The sequence below is a fragment of the Cellulomonas sp. EB106-03-03-XG116 genome (assembly GCF_058792015.1).
Window position 1 is genome coordinate 13,464 of the sequence record NZ_JBYTEP010000031.1, and the last position, 16,311, is coordinate 29,774.

Below are 16,311 nucleotides of genomic sequence, written 5' to 3' on the forward strand. Positions count from 1 at the left end.
CCATGGCCTCCCGCACCGGCGTCTCGACCGCCTCCGGCTGGCTCGCCGTGGTGGCCCTGGCGGGCACGGCGCTGCTGCTCGTGCCCGGCTGGTTCGGCCGCCCGCCGGGCGCTCTGCTGCTCCCGGTCGCGGCGGCCGCCGCGCTCGGCCTGGGCTGGCTGCTCGACCCGGGGGCGAGCCGCGCGACGTTCGTGGACGGGGCGCTGGCGGCGGTCGGCCTCGGCGCGCTGCTCGGGGGCGTCGCTCTCCTGGTCTCGTCCCTGGTGCGGCTGATCGCGCTCGGCGACGTCGCGGCGCTCGGCTTCGGGCTCGGCGGGGCCGCCCTCGGCACGCTGATCGGCTCCGGCCTGCTGGCGACGCGGATGGACGGTCCGCCGATCTAGCCCGGTCCCCGGCGGCGGCGTGTCGGACCCCGGGTCGAACATGTGTTCCATGCCCGCCACCGCCGCCGACCCCGGGCCCGCCGCCACCGCCGGGATCCTGCACGCCGACCTCGACGCGTTCTACGCCTCCGTGGAGCAGCGCGACGACCGGCGCCTGCGCGGCCGGCCGGTGGCCGTCGGCGGCGGGGTGGTGCTCGCGGCCTCCTACGAGGCGAAGCGCCGCGGCGTGCGCACGGCGATGAGCGCGCGGCAGGCGCGGTCGCTCTGCCCGGGGCTCGTGGTGGTCCGGCCCCGGTTCGAGGCCTACTCGGCCGCCAGCCGGGCGGTGTTCGCGATCTTCCGGGACACCACCCCGGCGGTGCAGGGGGTGTCGATCGACGAGGCGTTCCTCGACGTGCGCGGCCTGCGCCGGATCGACGTCGCCCCGGTGCAGCTGGGGGCGCGGCTGCGGGACCGGGTCCGGGACGAGGTCGGCCTGCCGATCACGGTCGGGGTGGCCCGGACGCCGTTCCTCGCGAAGGTGGCCAGCCGGGTCGCCAAGCCCGACGGGCTGCTCCTGGTCGACCCCGCCGGCGAGGACGCGTTCCTGCACCCGCTCCCTCTCGAGGTCCTGTGGGGCGTCGGCGCGGTCACGGCGGAGAAGCTGCACGCCTTCGGGCTCGCGACCGCCGGGGACGTGGCCGCGCTCCCCCGGTCGGTCCTGGAGCACGCGCTCGGCCCGGCCATGGGCCGGCACCTGCACGCCGTGGTGCACGGCCGGACGCCCGACCGCGTCGAGACCGGGCGCCGTCGCGGTTCCGTGGGGGCCCAGCGCGCGCTCGGCCGCGGCCCGCACGACCCGGCGCAGGTCCGCGCCGCGCTGCTGGGCCTGGTCGACCGGGTCTGCCGCCGGATGCGCGGCGGCCACCGCCTGGCACGGACGGTGGTGCTGCGCCTGCGGTTCGCCGACTACACGAAGGCCACGCGCTCGCGGTCGTTCGCGTTCGCGACGGCGTCCGGGGCCCAGATCGGGGCCGCGGCGGTGGCGCTGCTCGACGAGGCCGCGCCGCTGCTCCGCGAGCGCGGGATCACGCTGGTCGGCGTGGCCCTCACCGGCCTGGAGCCCGACGACCACTGGCAGCCGGCGCTGGACCTCGACGGCGGGGCGCGGGACGGGCTCGACGTCGCCGTCGACGCGGTGGCGGACCGGTTCGGCTCCGGGGCGCTCGTGCGCGGCGCGCTGCTGCGCCGCGGGACGGGGCTCGAGGTGCCGACGCTGCCGGACGAGCCGGAGGACGACGCGTGACCTCCCGGGGACGCCCGCCGCGCGCCCCGGGACCCGGCCGCCGGCCACCGGGTCACCGCGGCCGTCGGCGCTCGCCCGGGTGCGCCGCTCCCGGGTGTCGGGATCGCGGGGGCACGCGTACCGTCGACGGGACAACGGCGCCCGGGGTGGAGCCACCGCCCGCGCACGCCGCACCGGACACCCGACGGGGGCGGCGTCCATGACCCTAACCACCGGAGCGGAGCGCGCACTGGCGCTCGGGACCCGCACGCGCGCGGGGGCCTACCGGCTCGACCTCGAGACGCAGCACTGGTGGTGGTCCGACGACGTCTACGCCATCCACGGGTTCGCCCCGCACGAGGTCGTGCCCACGACGGAGCTGCTGCTCGCGCACAAGCACCCCGAGGACCGGGACCACGCCGTCGCGGTGCTCGGCGAGGCGAGCCGGACGGGCGTGGCGTTCTCGTGCGTGCACCGGATCGTCGACGCCCGCGGGCGAGAACGTGTGGTCGCGGTCGTCGGCGCGGGGCAGGGCACGGCCGCGCACGGCGGACCCACGGAGCTGGTCGGCTACTTCGTCGACGTGACCGACGTGGTCCACGACCGGGCGCAGGCCGCGGCCACGGTGTCCATCGCCGCCGCCGCGCAGAGCCGGTCCGTCATCGACCAGGCGGTCGGGGTGGTGGCCTTCGTCGAGGCGGTCGACCCCGCCGCCGCCTTCCTCGTCCTGCGCGCGGCGTCGAACGACGCGAACGTGCCGATCCGGGTGCTCGCCCGCGCGATCGTCGGCGCGCTGCCCACGCTGCGGCACGACCCGGCCCGGGTCCGGCAGTTCCTCGACGGCCTGCTCGCGCCCGCGCACCGCACCGCCGCCGGGGCCGCGCCCGGCGCCTGAGCCCGCCGGGCCCGCCGGACCGGGCACCACCCGCCCCGCTGCCCGGGCCGCCTGCGCCCGCCGCCGCTACCGTCGGCTGCACGGGCGCGCCGCCGCGGCGGGTCCCCCGGGCGAGGAGGGCCATGCCGCCGGCAGCCGCACCGACGACCGCGCGCCGCGCCGTCGCGCTGGTCCGCGCCGCGCACGCCCCGCCGGCGTTCGCCGTCACGCTGTTCGCCGGCGCCTACGCCGCCGGCGCGGCGGGCGCCGGCCCCGCGCGGGCGGCGCTGGTCGCCGCCGCGGTGCTGGCGGGCCAGCTGTCCGTCGGCTGGTCGAACGACTGGATCGACGCGGGCCGGGACCTCGCGGTGGGCCGGGCCGACAAGCCGGTGGTCGCCGGGACGGTCACGGTCGCCGGGCTGCGGCGCGCGGCCCTCGCGGCGCTGGCCGCGTGCGCGCTGCTCTCGCTCGCCCTCGGCCCGGCCGCCGCGGCGCTGCACCTCGCGCTGGTCGGGGCCGCCTGGGCGTACAACGCCCGCCTCAAGTCCACCGCGTGGTCCTGGCTGCCGTACGCGGTGGCGTTCGGCGGGCTCCCCTCGGTCGCGACCCTCGGGGTGCCGGGCGGCGACGCGCTCGCGCCCTGGTGGGTGACGGCCGGCGGGGCGCTGCTCGGCGTCGGCGCGCACCTCGCCAACGTGCTGCCCGACCTGGAGGACGACGCCGCGACCGGCGTCCGCGGGCTGCCGCACCGGCTGGGGCGGCGCCGGACCGCGTTCGGCGCGGCGGTCGTGCTGCTCGCGGCGGTCGTCGTCGTCGCGCTGGGCCCGCCGGGCGCGCCCGGGGCGGTCGCGGCGGCGGGTCTCGCCCTGGCGGCGGCGCTCGCCGCGTCCGGGGTCGCCGTCGCGCTCGCCCGGCCCGCGAGCCGGTGGCCGTTCGGCGCGGCCATGGCGGTCGCCGCCGTCGCGGTGGTGCTGCTGGTGGTCCAGGGGTGACCGCCGCCGCGGGGCGGTCGCGCACGGCCATCCCCCGACCGGTCGCGGCCGCGAGGGTCGGAGGGCAGCATCGGGGCATGTCCCGCATCGCGGCCGTCGCCCCCGCGCTCCCCGAGCACGTCTACCCGCAGGCCGAGATCACCGCGGAGGTGGCGGGCCTGGTCACCCGGGACCCCCGGCGGCGCGCCCTGCTCGACCGGGTGCACGCGTCCAGCGGCATCGCGACCCGGCACACCGTGCTCCCGCTCGAGAAGTACGCGGGGCTGACCTCGTTCGGCGAGACCAACGACGTGTTCCTCCGCGAGGGCCTGGAGCTGGCCGCGCGGGCGGTGACCGACGCGCTGGCCGCGGTCGGCCTGCGGCCCGCCGACGTCGACCACCTGTTCTTCACCACCGTCACCGGCGTCTCCGCGCCCTCGCTCGACGCGCTCCTCGTGGGCCGGATCGGGCTGCGGCCCGACGTGCGGCGGGTGCCCAGCTTCGGCCTCGGGTGCGCGGGCGGCGCCGCGGGCCTCGCCCGGGTCGACGACCACCTGGCGGGCCACCCCGACGAGGTCGCGGTGCTGCTGTCGGTCGAGCTGTGCTCGCTCACGCTGCAGCACGACGACGACTCGACCGCGAACCTGGTCGCCAGCGGCCTGTTCGGCGACGGCGCCGCGGCGGCGGTCCTCCTGGGCGACCGCCGCGCGGCGGCGCTCGGGCTGGACGGCCCGGCGGTCGTCGGGGCCCGCAGCGCGCTCTACCCCGGGACCGAGCACGACCTCGGCTGGCAGGTCGGCGGCACGGGCTTCCGCATCGTGCTGTCCGGCGGCATGGCCGGCACCGTGGCCGCGCACGCCGCCGCGGACGTCGCCGCGCTGCTCGAGCCGCTGGGCGCGCGGGTCGCGGACGTGGCCCGCTGGGTGGTGCACCCGGGCGGGCCGAAGATCCTCGACGCCGTGCAGGACGCGCTCGGGCTCGCACCCGAGGCGCTCGCCGGCTCGCGGGCCGCGCTGTCCAGGTCGGGGAACCTGTCGTCGGCCGCCGTGCTGCACGTGCTCGCCGACGTGCTCGCGGGTCCGCCGCCCGACCCGGGCGCGCTGGGCGCGGTCCTGGCGTTCGGCCCCGGGGTCGGCGCCGAGCTGGTCGCCCTGCGCTGGCCGGAGGTGGTCGCGTGAGCTCGCTGGCGTGGTTCGACGTCCTGGTCGCCCTGACCGCCCTGGAGCGGCTGGCGGAGCTCGTCGTCTCGTCGCGGAACGCCCGGTGGTCGTTCGCCCGGGGCGGCGTCGAGTCCGGGCGGCGGCACTTCCCGCCGATGGTCGCCCTGCACACCGGCCTGCTGCTGGCCTGCGTGCTGGAGGCGCACCGCGCCGACCGGCCGTTCCTGCCCTGGCTCGGCTGGCCCGCGCTGGTCCTCGTGCTGGCGAGCCAGGCGCTGCGCTGGTGGTGCATCGCGACGCTCGGACCCCGGTGGAACACCCGGGTGATCGTGGTGCCCGGCCTGCCGCTCGTCGACCGCGGGCCGTACCGGTCGATCCCGCACCCGAACTACGTCGCGGTGGTCGTCGAGGGCATCGCGCTGCCGCTCGTGCACACCGCCTGGGTCACGGCCCTCGCGTTCACGGTGCTCAACGCCGTGCTGCTCCTCGGGTTCCGGATCCCCGCCGAGGAGCGCGCGCTCGCGGCGGCGACGGGCGGCGGCGGGCCGGTGCCCGCGCCGGGCCGGTGAGCGCCACCCCGGACGTCGACGTCCTGGTCGTCGGCGGCGGGCCCGTCGGGCTCGCCGCGGCCCTGGAGGCCCGGCGCGCCGGGCTGTCGGCGCTCGTGGTCGAGCCGCGCGGGACGCCCGTCGACAAGGCGTGCGGCGAGGGCCTGATGCCGCGGGCGGTCGACCTGCTGCGCCGGTGGGACGTCGACCCCGCGGGGCGGCCGCTCGCGGGCATCGCCTACGTGCGGGACGAGCTGCGCGCCGAGCACCGGTTCGCCGGGTCGCCGGGCCGCGGCGTGCGCCGCACCGTGCTGCACGCGGCGCTCGCGGACCGGGCCGCGGCCGCGGGCGTCGGGCGGCTGACGGCGCGGGTCGGCGACCTCGCGCAGGACGCGGACGGCGTGACGGCCGCCGGGGTGCGCGCCCGGTGGCTGCTGGGGTGCGACGGCCTGCACTCGACGGTCCGGCGGCTCGCCGGGCTGGAGAGCACGCGCGGGGTCCGCGCCGCGCACCGGGGCCGCGCCGCGCGCCGGTTCGGGGTGCGCCGGCACTACCGGGTCGCCCCGTGGACCGACCTGGTCGAGGTGCACTGGGGGCGGCGCGCCGAGGCGTACGTGACCCCCGTCGGCCCGGACCTGGTCGGGGTGGCGCTGCTCGGGCCCGCGCCGGTCGACGTCGACGCCGAGCTCGCCGCGATGCCCGCCCTGGCCGCCCGCCTCGACGGGGCGCCCGTCGACGCCGCCGACCGCGGCGCGGGCCCGCTGCGGCAGCGCACCCGCGCGCGCACCGCCGGCCGGGTGCGGCTGGTCGGCGACGCGTCCGGCTACGTGGACGCGCTGACCGGCGAGGGCCTGCGGCTCGGGTTCGCCCAGGCGGTGGCGGCCGTCGCGCACCTGGACGACCCCGCGGGCTACGAGCGCGCCTGGGCGGCCGCGACCCGGGACTACCGGCTGCTGACGTCCACGCTGGTGGCCGTGGCGACGTCGCCCCTGCGCGGCGTGCTCGTGCCGGCGGCGGTCCGGCTGCCGCCGGTGTTCGCCGGGGCGGTCGAGCGCCTCGCCCGCTGACCGCGGCGCTACCGGCGGGCGCCCGCCTTCCGGTCGTGCTTGTCCGCGTACAGGTCCGCGTCCGCGCGCGCCAGCAGGTCCCGGGGCGTGTCCCCCGGCCGGTGCACCGCCACGCCCGCGCTGCACGGCAGCGGGGTCCAGGCGCAGGCGAGCGCGGCCCAGCGCCGCGCCGCCTCCTCGTCGTGCCCCGGCAGCACCGCGACGAACTCGTCGCCGCCGAGCCGCCCGACGAACCCCGCGCGGTCGAGCTCCGCGTGCCAGTGCGCGACCAGGTCGGCCATGAGGTCGTCGGCGCCGAGGTGCCCGTGCGCGTCGTTGACCCGGCGGAAGTCGTCGATGTCGAGCGCCACGACGCCCAGCGGCTCGCCGCGCCGGCGCGCCCGCCCCAGGGCCGCGTCGAGCCGCGCGTAGAAGGGCCCGCGGGTCAGCGCCCCGGTGAGGTGGTCGGTGCCGCCGGCCTCGCGCAGCCGGTGGCCCTGCCACCCGAGCAGGACGCAGGACAGCACGCAGAGCGTCGCCATGCTGACGATGTTGGTGGCGTGCACCGGCGCGACCGCCAGCCACGCGCCGACGGCGATCGTCCCGGCCGCGGCGGCCACCACGACCGCCGCGCGGCGCGTGTCCAGCACGTACGCGGCGAGCTGCCCCGCCAGGATCACGCCGAGCGCGAGGACGACCACGCCCTCGGTCGCCCGGCAGCTCGCGAGCACCCCGCCGGCGACGACGATGCCGGCGACCAGCACGACCTCGGTGCTCGTCGGGTGCGCGGGCAGCGTCACCGCCAGCACCGCCAGGACCGCGTACGCGGCCGCCGCGACGGCCCAGCGGCCGGTGGGCGTCTGCGGGTCGACCGGCGTCAGACCGCCGACCGCCGTCAGCACCGAGACGACCAGCAGCGCCACGGCGAGCTGCACGCGCAGGTCCCCGTGCGGCGTCTGCTCCACCGTCGGCATGGCCCGATGGTGCCGTGTCCGCGCGCGCGGCGCGGCTGGCGGACGGGTGAACTCCGCGACGTGCCGCGCACCGTCGGGCCGGGGCCGCGCACGCTCACCCGAACGGCGGCGGGGGCGTCCGGGCGCGGCTCACCCGGACGACGGCGGGCGTCTCGGCTACCGTCGCGCGGGTGACCGCCGCACCTCCGGGACCCGCCCGCGCCGCCGCGGCCTCCCCCGCCGCGCCCTCCCCCGCCGACCGCAGCGCCACCGCCGACGACGGCACGCGGCTGCACTGGCGCGAGCAGGGCGCGGGCAGCCCCGTCCTGCTGCTCCAGGGGCAGGCCACCGCGATGGCCGGCTGGGACCGGGTCGCCGCCGGGCTCGCCGCGGAGTTCCGGGTGCTGCGGACCGAGCAGCGCGGCGTCGCCGGCACGGACCCGGGCCCGGGCGGCCGGGTCCCCGAGGGCCTGACGACCCGCGACCTCGCCCGGGACGTCCGCGCGGTGCTGGACGCGGCCGGCGTGGCGACGGCCCAGGTCGTCGGGCACTCGATGGGCGGCAAGATCGCGCAGTGGCTCGCGGTGGACGCGCCGGACCGGGTCGCGTCGCTGGTCCTCCTGGCCACCAGTGCCGGCGCCGCCGACGGGGTGCCCCGGGACGCGGAGGCGCACCGGCTGCTGCTCGCCGGCGACGGCGCGGCGCGCACCCGGCTGTTCTTCGACGACGACTGGGCCGCCGCGCACCCCGACGAGGTGCGGACGTTCTTCGCCCTCGACGCCGACCGGCCGACGCTGCGGGCCCTGTACCGGGCGAGCACCGAGCACGCCGCGCTCGGCTCCCTCGGGGCGGTGTCGGCGCCGGCGCTCGTCGTGCACGGCAGCGAGGACCGGCTGGCGGCCCTCGCGTCCGCGGAGCGGCTGGCGGCGGCGGTGCCGGGCGCCCGGCTCGTCGCCGTCGCCGGGGCCCGGCACGGGCTGCACCTGGACAGCGCCGAGGCCGCGGCGGCCGTCCGGGAGTTCCTGCGGGAGCACGCGCCCCGGTGACGGGCGCGCACCACCGGGCGCACCGGCGGTGGTGGGGGCTGGCGCGCCGGCGCCCCGCGGGCCTTGACTGGTCACCCGGCGCGCCGCACCCGAGGGGGACGAGATGACCACGACCGACCGGCGCGACCTGCGCGGGGCGCACCTCGTCGAGGCCGACCTGCGCGGGGCGCGGCTGGTCCGCGCCGACCTGTCGGGCGTCGTGATGCGCGGCGTCGAGATCGACGGCGCGGACATCGACGCGCCCTGGCTGCTCGACGGCGGCTCGCTGCTCGTGAACGGGGTGGACGTGGTGCCGTACGTCGACGCCGAGCTGGACCGGCGGTACCCCGGGCGGTCCCTGCGCCGCGCCGCGGACCCCGAGGGCCTCCGCGCCGCGTGGGCCGCGGTGGAGCGGACCTGGGCGGCCACCCTCGACCGCGTCGCGGCGCTGCCCGCGGGCGCGGTGGACGTGTCCGTCGACGGCGAGTGGTCGTTCGCGCAGACGGTGCGGCACCTCGTCATGGCGACGGACACCTGGCTCCGCGGCGCCGTGCTCGGCGTCGAGCGGCCGTACCACCCGCTCGGGCAGCCGAACGTGGAGTACGCGGCCGACGGTCACGACCCGTCCGTGTTCGCGGACGGCACCCCGCCCTGGGACGAGGTGCTGGCGGTGCGGGCGGAGCGCGTGGCGATGGTCCGCGACCACCTGGCGGGCGTCACCGCGGCGGACCTCGCGGGGACCCGGCCGAACCCGTGGGCCCCCGAGCACCGGGAGACGGTGCTCTCCTGCCTGCACACGATCCTCGAGGAGGAGTGGGAGCACCACCGGTACGCGGTCCGCGACCTGGCCGTGGTCGCCGCGTCCGCGGGGCCGTGACCGCCCGCTCAGCGGGGACGGCGGGCGAGGACGAGCCGGAACGCGTTCCGGAACCGGTACGAGCCGTCCGGCCGCCGGAAGGGGGCCGCCGCCGCGACCACCACCGGCCCGCGCTCCGCGAGGCCGGCCGCGTCCTCGCCGAGGAGCAGCCCCCGCACGAGGGCGTCGGCGTCGGGCGCCGCCCAGGGCACCTCGACCAGCGCGACGCGCTCGACGGCCAGGCCCGCGCAGGCCAGCAGCGCGCGCACCGGCGCCTCCCGGCGCAGCGGCCCCTCCGGACCGGGCTCGTCGCCGTCGTCCGCCGCGAGGGCGGCCTCGACCGCGTCCAGCTCGCACCGGTCCCGCTCCGCCCAGCCGCACACCGCCAGCACCCCGCCGGGTGCCAGCACCCGCGCCGCCTCCGCCGCGGCCGCGGCGGCGTCGGCCAGGTGCAGCACGTTCACCGCCGCGACGACGTCGAACGCGCCGTCCGGCCACGGCAGGTCCTCGGCGTCCGCCTCCCGCACGTCCGCGCCGGGGGCGGCCCGCCGCGCGCGGGCGACCATCCCGGGCGCGGCGTCCGCGCCCGCCACCGCGGCGCCCCGGGCCGCGGCGTCCGCCAGCAGCTCCCCGGACCCGCAGCCGACGTCGAGCAGCCGGGTGCCCGCCCGCACCCCGGCCGCGTCCAGCAGCGCGGCGCGCGCCGGGTCGGCGAAGCCGCCCCACGCCGCCGCCCAGTCGTCGGCCAGGGCCGTCCAGGGGTCGTCGTCGGGCGGGGCGAGGTCGGCGTCGTCGTGCACGTGCCCAGTCTCGCGCGGGACGCGGGCTAGTCCGCCCAGACGCGCAGGTGGTCGAACCAGGCCGTCGCCCGCGGCGCCGCCCCGTCCCACCCGTGCGCCACCAGCCCGACGCGCAGGTCGGTGCCCGGCGGGAACGTCCAGACCCCGCCGGCGACCCAGGTCCGCCCGTCCGTGCTGGTCAGCGCGCGCACCTCGTGCTCGCCCGCGTCGTCGGTCCGGTGCACGAGCCGGAGCCAGGTGGTGTCGCCGGGCGGCCCGACGATCGTCCCGCCGTAGGACAGCCGGCCCGCGAACGGCAGCTCGCGGCCGAACTCGGTCTGCCGGGTGTTCCAGATCGCGACGTGCGACAGCCGGGCGAAGTCGTCGTCGCCCGCGTACGCGACCAGCCCCGCCTGCTGGAAGTTGCGCACGTCGTCGGTGCCGAGGTCGACGGCCACCGCGGTCTCGGCGGTCCAGTCGCCGTCGGGGACGTCCCGCAGCAGCACGCCCGCGTCGTTCGTGGGGCCGGTGAGGTCGGCCTGCTCGACCGGCCAGACCAGCGCGCCGTCGGCGACCGTCACGTCCGGGTCCCGCACCGCGGTCCAGCCGGCCCCGGGGTCGTCGCCGGACGCCCCGTCGAACGTCACCTCGTCCACCAGGGTCCCCGTCGGCGGCAGCGGCTCGACGTCGGTGACCGGCTGGGCGAGCGGGACCGCGCTGAGGTCGTCGACGTGCACCCCCGAGGTCCGCGCCACGGCGCCCGCGCCCCCGGGGCGGAGCCGCTGCGGCAGGTCCAGCGTCACGACGGCGAGCGGGTCGCCGAGCCGGGCCTGGCTCACCTCGGCCCGTGCGAGCCTGCCCTCGACCTCCAGCGCGACCGCGTGCCAGGTGGACCAGTCGACCCCGGGCGGCAGCGGCACCGCCGCCCGCGCCGACCCGGACCGGAGCACCAGCTCCCCGGCGGCGGGGTCGAGCACGGCGCTCACGCCGCTGCCGGCCCGGGCCGCGCCGCGCACCCCCGCGGGACCCGGGCCGGCCGCCGACCCGCCGGTCGTGCCCGCGCGCCCGAGGCCGAAGCCCGCCACCACGCCCCCGGACGCCCCGGGGTTCAGGCGCACGTCGGCCTCCACCCGCACGGGCCCGGGCAGCCGGGACCGGGTGAGCAGCGCGCCGGCGCCGACCGCGACGGCGTGGCCGCCGCCCTGGGGGTCGCCGCCGACGGTGCGCCAGGCGTCGCCGCGCCACCCGGCACCGAGCCCGTCCTCGAACCCGGCGACCGCGGGGCCGCCGGCGGCCGGCGCGGGCTGGGCGTCGTCCGACGGCCCGCGGCCCGCCCGGACCACCGGCCAGCCGTCCACCCAGTCGAGGCGGTCGAGCAGCATCGGCCGCCGGTTGACGCCGTCGGTGCCGTCCAGGTACGGGCGCGCGCGGTCGATCGCGTGGTACGCGACCCAGTCCCGCCCGGCCAGGTCGGTGACGACGGCGTTGTGGCCGGCGCCCACCCAGGCGTTCCCGTTCTGCGCCAGCACCGGCGTGCCGCCCGCGCGGGACTGCAGCAGGGGCACGCCCTCGCGGTCGAGGTACGGCCCGGTGACCTCCGTCGATCGCCCGACCTGCACGCTGTACCCCGTCGTGGGGCCCGCGCAGCAGTTCGCGGTCGACGCGAACAGGAACCAGTACCCGCCGCGCCGCACGACGTACGCGCCCTCGAACTTGTTGTCGACCGCCACCTGCACCGGGTCCCCGACCGCCCGGGTCCCGGTGTCGTCCAGCGCGGTCACCCACAGGCCGCCGTAGTACGAGCCGTAGACGAGGTGCTCGGACCCGTCGGGGCCGACGACGTGCGACGGGTCGTAGGTCCACAGGAAGTCGTCGGGCGCGCCGCTCCCGCCGGGGCGCGGGGCGACGACCGGGACGCCGGCGTCGGTCCACGGCCCGGTGGGCGTGGGTGCGGTGGCGACCCCGATGGCCGAGTCCCCGGTCCCCGGAGTCACCGTGGTCTCGGTGACCACGTAGTACAGCCGGTACTCGCCGTCGACGTACCGCACGTCGGGGGCCCACAGCGCGGCCGGGTGCGCCGGGTCGGTGTCGGCCCAGGACGGCAGGGTGCCCTCGGTGAACGCGTCGCCCACGTGCTCCCACGTGACGAGGTCGGCGGACCGGGCGACCGGCAGCAGGTGCCGGGCGTCCTCGCCGGAGCGCAGCGGGTCGGTCGTGCCGAACGCGTACCACCACCCGTCCTGGCCGCGGATCACCGCAGGGTCGGCGAACGTGTCGGCGAAGCCGGCGCTGACCGGGTTGGTGGACGTGCCGGGCGCCGTCGGACCGCCCCGGGCGAACCGGGCGTCGCCCACCGGCACCTCCGCGGAGCGGGGCGCGGGCGGGGCCGCGGCGGCGGGTGCCGTGGCCGGCGCGACGCCGCCCGCCAGCGCGAGCGCGAGGACCGCGGCGGGGAGGACGGCGCGCGCGCCGGTCCTGCCCGCGGCGTGCCGGGGCCGAGGGGTGCGCTGCGCCATCGCAGGCTCCTGCCGTTCGTGGATCCGGAGCACCCTTCTACGCCCGTGGGCGCGCAGCCGCCACCCGGACGGGCGATCCGGCCGAGGACGACCCGTCGTTCGGCGGACAGGGGGGTGCCCGCTCCCCTACCGTCTCCGATGTCTGCTCGGCCGCGTCCGCGCGCGCCGTGGCCGCCCGCCCCCACCGCCGACGAAGGGTCCCCGCCGTGATCCGCGTGCTGCCAGTCCTGATCCAGCTCGGGCTGCTCGTCTACTGCCTGATCGACTGCATCCAGACGGACTCGGTCCTCGTGCGCAACCTGCCCAAGACGGCGTGGGTGCTGCTGATCGTCCTCCTGCCGCTCGTCGGCGGGATCGCGTGGCTGGTCGCAGGGCGGCCCGAGCGGGGCGCGGTCGCGCAGTCGGTGCCCTGGCCCAGCACCGCGACGGCCGGCTTCCCCGAGTACGAGCGGCCGCGCGCGACCGGCCCCGACGACGACCCCGAGTTCCTCGCCGGCATGCGGCGGTCCGACGACCGGCACGAGCGGATGCTCCGCGACTGGGAGGCGGACCTGCGCGCCCGGGAGCAGGGCCTGCGCGACGGGGATCCCGCCGCGGACGACGAGCCGCCCACGCGACCCGGCGCCTGACCGGCGTCAGCGGCGGGACGTGGCCCGCATCCGCCAGAGCAGCCAGAGGAAGTACGGCGTCCCGACCACGGCGGTGACCAGGCCCGCGGGCAGCTGCGCGGGCGCGATCGCCGTCCGCCCCACGACGTCGGCCACGCAGACCAGCGCCGCGCCGAGCACGACGGTCAGCGGCAGCGTCCACCGGTGGCGCTTGCCGATCAGCATCCGCGCGGCGTGCGGCGCCACGAGCCCGACGAACACCACCGGGCCGATCGCCGCCGTGGCCGCGGCCGTCAGCAGCACCGCGGCGCCGACGTGCAGCGACCGGGACCGCGGCAGGTCGACGCCGAGCACGCGCGGCGTGACGTCGTCGACCTGGACCAGGTCGAGGTCGCGGTGCGTGCGGGCGACGACCAGCACGCCGATCGCCAGGGCCACCGCCATCGGCACCAGCTGCGGGGTCCCGGCCCCGTAGGTCGACCCGCCGAGCCAGGTGATCGCGCGGTTCTGGTTCCACGGGTCGGTGCGGACGAGCAGCAGCGTCGTGACCGCGCTCGCCGCGGCGCCGGTGCCGAGGCCGACGAGCACCATCCGCCCCGACGCCATGCCGGTGCCCGCCGTGACGCCGAACACCAGCAGGCCCGCGAGGACGGCGCCGACCAGCGCCCCGGCGAAGACCAGCGCGAACGACGGCGCCGTCGTCAGCACGATGACGACGACCGCACCCAGGCCCGCCGCGTGCGCGACGCCGAGCACGCCGGGGTCGGCGAGCGGGTTCCGCGTGACCGTCTGCACGAGCGCGCCCGCCAGCGCGAGGCAGGCGCCGGCGAGCAGGGCGGCGGCGACCCGCGGCACCCGGGAGTCGAGGATGATGTCCAGCCGCACGGACGCCTTGCCGGCGAGCCAGTTCGACACGTCGCCGAGCAGGACCGTGGAGTCGCCGAGCAGCACGGCCGCGACGACGACGCCGACCAGGACGAGCACCACGGTGCCGAGCAGCAGGGCCGGGGCGCGGCGGGCGAGCGCGCTGCCCGCACGCAGCGTGACCAGCGTGTCGGGCTCCAGGGCGGCGCGCGCCCGCCGGGCCAGCACGACGAGTGCCACGGCGCCGATCAGGCTGGTCACGACTCCGGTCGGCACGGTGACCCCGGAGATCGGGCCGAACACGGCGCGCAGCCCGACGTCGGCGGTGAGCACGAGGGCCGTGCCGGCCACGGCGGCGGCGGGGATCAGGAGCCGGTGCCGGCCGAGCGGCCGGACCCAGGTCGCGAGCAGGCGCACGAGCAGCGGCGCGCACAGGCCGACGAACCCGATGGGGCCGGTCACCGTCACGGCGCAGGTGGCGAGCAGCACCGCCAGCACGACGCCGACGAGGCGGGTCCGGGCCACGTCGACGCCGAGCGACCGGGCGGCGTCGTCGCCGAGCCCCAGCAGGTCGAGCCGGCGGCCCAGCAGGACGAGACCCAGGAACGCGACGGCCACGACCGGCGCGACCGTGCGCACCGTGCCCATGCCGTTCTGGCCGAGCGAGCCGGCGCCCCAGGCGAACAGCCCCTGGGTCTCCCAGGGGAACAGCACGAGCAGGGCCTGCGTCACCGACGACAGGCCGAGCGTGATGGCGGTGCCGGCGAGCACGAGGCGCACCGGCGAGGCGGCCGGGCCGCCCGACAGGCCGATCACGACGCCCGCCGCGGCGAGGCCGCCGACGAAGGCGACCGCGACGCCGGGGAGCGCGCCGAGGGAGGCCCCGACGACCGCGGCGGCCGTGACCGCCAGGTGTGCGCCCGCGTTCACCGCGAGGGTGTCGGGTGCGGCGAGCGGGTTGCGGGCGACGCCCTGCAGGGCAGCGCCCGACGCGCCGAGCGCGCAGCCGACCAGCACGCCGGCCGCCAGCCGCGGCAGCCGCGACGCCGTGACGACCGCGGCGGCCTGGTCGAGCCCGCCCTGGCCGGTGAGCGCCCGCCACAGCTCGCCGACCGTGACGTCCGCGGTGCCCTGGGTCAGGTGCCACGCGGCGGCGGCGACCAGCCAGAGGACGAGCAGCACGAGGGCGCCGACGAGCCGGACCGGCTGGCGCCGCGCCGGGTGCGCTGCTGCCCCGGTCCGCGCGGCACCGCGCCCCCCGCCCGCCGGTCCGGCGCCGGGCGCGGCAGGGGGCGCGGCGGCGGCGACGGGGCCGGTGGCGGGGGGCGAGGTGGTCACGGTGTCCCTCAGGGGTGGGTGGTGCGGGTGCGGGTCACTCGGCGGTCAGCTGGGCGACCAGGTCGTCCGACCAGCCGGCCAGCGACTCCGGGCCGCCGTAGGCCCAGATGCCGACGCCGGCGCGGTGGACGTGGCCCTGCTGCACGAACGGCAGCGACTGCCACACCGGGTTGCTCGCGAGGACGGTCTCGACGACGTCGTCCTCGTCGTCGTTGCCCCAGTACAGGAACCGGGTCTCGGCCGGCAGCGCGGTCAGGCCCTCGACGTCCACGTAGGACAGGCCGTACGCGTCGTCGCCCGGGTCCTCCGTCGCGGAGCCGAGGCCCATCTCGGTGGCGACGGCCTGGAACGCCGAGCGCGGGCCGTGCATGCGCACCGTCACGTTCGCGCCCTCGGCGTACGGCGAGGCGAACACCACGGGCGTGCCCTCCAGGCCGGCGTCGGCGATCGCCTGCGCGTTGTCCGCGATGCGCGCCTCGGTGTCGGTGACGACCTGCTCGGCCTCGTCCTCGGCGCCGACCAGCGTCGCGACGCTGCGGAAGGTGTCCTCGACGTAGCCGAGCGGGTCGGACGCGTCCGCGCCGTCGAACAGCGCGACCGGCGCGATGCGCTCGAACTGCTCCAGCGCGCCCTCCGGGATCGACGACGTGACGCCGATGATGAGGTCCGGCTCCAGGCCGGCGATCGCCTCGACGGAGGGCTCGCCGCGCGTGCCGACGTCCTCGGGCTCGCCCTCGAGCGGCACGACGGCGCCGACCCAGGAGGTGTAGCCGGCGACGTCCGCCGCGCCGACCGGGGTGACGCCGAGCGACGTCAGCATCTCGGTCTGCATCCACTCCAGCGACACCACGCGGGTGGCCGGGGCGTCGAGCTCGACGGTCTCGCCGCGGTCGTCCGTGATGGAGACCGGGCCGCCGGCGGGCGCGGCGCTCGTGGCGTCGCCCGCGGGCTCGTCGGTGGTGCCGCAGGCCGCCAGCGCGGCGACCGCGCCGACGGCGACGAGCGCCGTGAGCGTGCGTCGGGTGGTCATCGTTCCTCGTGTCTGCGCGGGAGGGAGTGGGCGCCCGCGCGTCGCGCCCTCGGCCGCGGGGAGGCGCGGCGGGTGGTGGGGGTCGGTGGCGGCGCG

General features: G+C 79.1%; 15 protein-coding genes. 10 read left to right on the forward strand and 5 right to left on the reverse strand.

Annotation, left to right across the window (positions count from 1 at the left end):
- The first annotated feature begins 2 nt into the window (after positions 1-2).
- From AC3WUG_RS12420 to AC3WUG_RS12450, 7 genes are all read left to right on the forward strand, one after another.
- Complete coding sequence (locus AC3WUG_RS12420; protein WP_492327934.1) at positions 3-383, forward strand: hypothetical protein; 381 nt, start codon at positions 3-5, stop codon at positions 381-383.
- Between the two features lie 49 nt (positions 384-432).
- On the forward strand, positions 433-1,668 hold the full coding sequence (gene dinB, locus AC3WUG_RS12425) for a DNA polymerase IV (RefSeq protein WP_492327935.1): 1,236 nt from the start codon (positions 433-435) through the stop codon (positions 1,666-1,668).
- Between the two features lie 199 nt (positions 1,669-1,867).
- A complete protein-coding gene (locus tag AC3WUG_RS12430; RefSeq protein ID WP_492327936.1) occupies positions 1,868-2,542 on the forward strand; it encodes a PAS and ANTAR domain-containing protein in 675 nt (224 codons plus the stop codon).
- 122 nt (positions 2,543-2,664) lie between these two features.
- The gene (locus tag AC3WUG_RS12435) at positions 2,665-3,513 is read left to right on the forward strand and encodes a UbiA family prenyltransferase (protein ID WP_492327937.1); all 849 of its coding nucleotides are present in this window, start codon (positions 2,665-2,667) and stop codon (positions 3,511-3,513) included.
- Positions 3,514-3,590: 77 nt separating this feature from the next.
- A complete protein-coding gene (locus tag AC3WUG_RS12440; RefSeq protein WP_492327938.1) occupies positions 3,591-4,670 on the forward strand; it encodes a type III polyketide synthase in 1,080 nt (359 codons plus the stop codon).
- A 5-nt stretch (positions 4,671-4,675) separates the two neighbouring features.
- Positions 4,676-5,221: an isoprenylcysteine carboxyl methyltransferase family protein gene (locus AC3WUG_RS12445; protein WP_492327966.1), complete on the forward strand. Its 546-nt coding sequence runs from the start codon at positions 4,676-4,678 to the stop codon at positions 5,219-5,221.
- Positions 5,218-6,267 carry an NAD(P)/FAD-dependent oxidoreductase gene (locus tag AC3WUG_RS12450; RefSeq protein ID WP_492327939.1) on the forward strand — a complete coding sequence of 350 codons (1,050 nt, stop codon included), beginning with the start codon at positions 5,218-5,220 and terminating at the stop codon, positions 6,265-6,267. Before AC3WUG_RS12445 ends, AC3WUG_RS12450 begins: the two co-directional genes overlap by 4 nt.
- A gap of 8 nt (positions 6,268-6,275) precedes the next feature.
- Here AC3WUG_RS12450 and AC3WUG_RS12455 read toward each other — a convergent pair whose 3' ends face one another.
- Positions 6,276-7,220, reverse strand: coding sequence for a GGDEF domain-containing protein (locus AC3WUG_RS12455; RefSeq protein ID WP_492327940.1), 945 nt, complete (start codon positions 7,218-7,220; stop codon positions 6,276-6,278).
- A 170-nt stretch (positions 7,221-7,390) separates the two neighbouring features.
- Here AC3WUG_RS12455 and AC3WUG_RS12460 point away from each other — a divergent pair, with 170 nt between their 5' ends.
- Together AC3WUG_RS12460 and AC3WUG_RS12465 are read left to right on the forward strand one after the other, a co-directional pair.
- The gene (locus AC3WUG_RS12460) at positions 7,391-8,245 is read left to right on the forward strand and encodes an alpha/beta fold hydrolase (RefSeq protein ID WP_492327941.1); all 855 of its coding nucleotides are present in this window, start codon (positions 7,391-7,393) and stop codon (positions 8,243-8,245) included.
- 103 nt (positions 8,246-8,348) lie between these two features.
- Positions 8,349-9,101 (forward strand): DinB family protein, encoded by a 753-nt coding sequence (locus AC3WUG_RS12465; RefSeq protein WP_492327942.1) that lies wholly within the window; start codon positions 8,349-8,351, stop codon positions 9,099-9,101.
- An 8-nt stretch (positions 9,102-9,109) separates the two neighbouring features.
- Here the strand turns inward: AC3WUG_RS12465 and AC3WUG_RS12470 are convergent, their stop codons facing one another.
- Positions 9,110-9,880, reverse strand: a complete 771-nt coding sequence (locus tag AC3WUG_RS12470; protein ID WP_492327943.1) for a class I SAM-dependent methyltransferase — start codon at positions 9,878-9,880, stop codon at positions 9,110-9,112.
- 26 nt (positions 9,881-9,906) lie between these two features.
- Positions 9,907-12,375 carry a glycoside hydrolase family 43 protein gene (locus AC3WUG_RS12475; RefSeq protein WP_492327944.1) on the reverse strand — a complete coding sequence of 823 codons (2,469 nt, stop codon included), beginning with the start codon at positions 12,373-12,375 and terminating at the stop codon, positions 9,907-9,909.
- 206 nt (positions 12,376-12,581) lie between these two features.
- Between AC3WUG_RS12475 and AC3WUG_RS12480 the strand changes: the two genes are divergently transcribed.
- Positions 12,582-13,004, forward strand: coding sequence for a PLDc N-terminal domain-containing protein (locus AC3WUG_RS12480; RefSeq protein ID WP_492327945.1), 423 nt, complete (start codon positions 12,582-12,584; stop codon positions 13,002-13,004).
- A 6-nt stretch (positions 13,005-13,010) separates the two neighbouring features.
- Here AC3WUG_RS12480 and AC3WUG_RS12485 read toward each other — a convergent pair whose 3' ends face one another.
- Together AC3WUG_RS12485 and AC3WUG_RS12490 are read right to left on the reverse strand one after the other, a co-directional pair.
- Positions 13,011-15,185 carry an iron ABC transporter permease gene (locus AC3WUG_RS12485; protein WP_492327946.1) on the reverse strand — a complete coding sequence of 725 codons (2,175 nt, stop codon included), beginning with the start codon at positions 15,183-15,185 and terminating at the stop codon, positions 13,011-13,013.
- Positions 15,186-15,219: 34 nt separating this feature from the next.
- Positions 15,220-16,215 (reverse strand): ABC transporter substrate-binding protein, encoded by a 996-nt coding sequence (locus AC3WUG_RS12490; protein WP_492327947.1) that lies wholly within the window; start codon positions 16,213-16,215, stop codon positions 15,220-15,222.
- Positions 16,216-16,311: the final 96 nt, after the last annotated feature.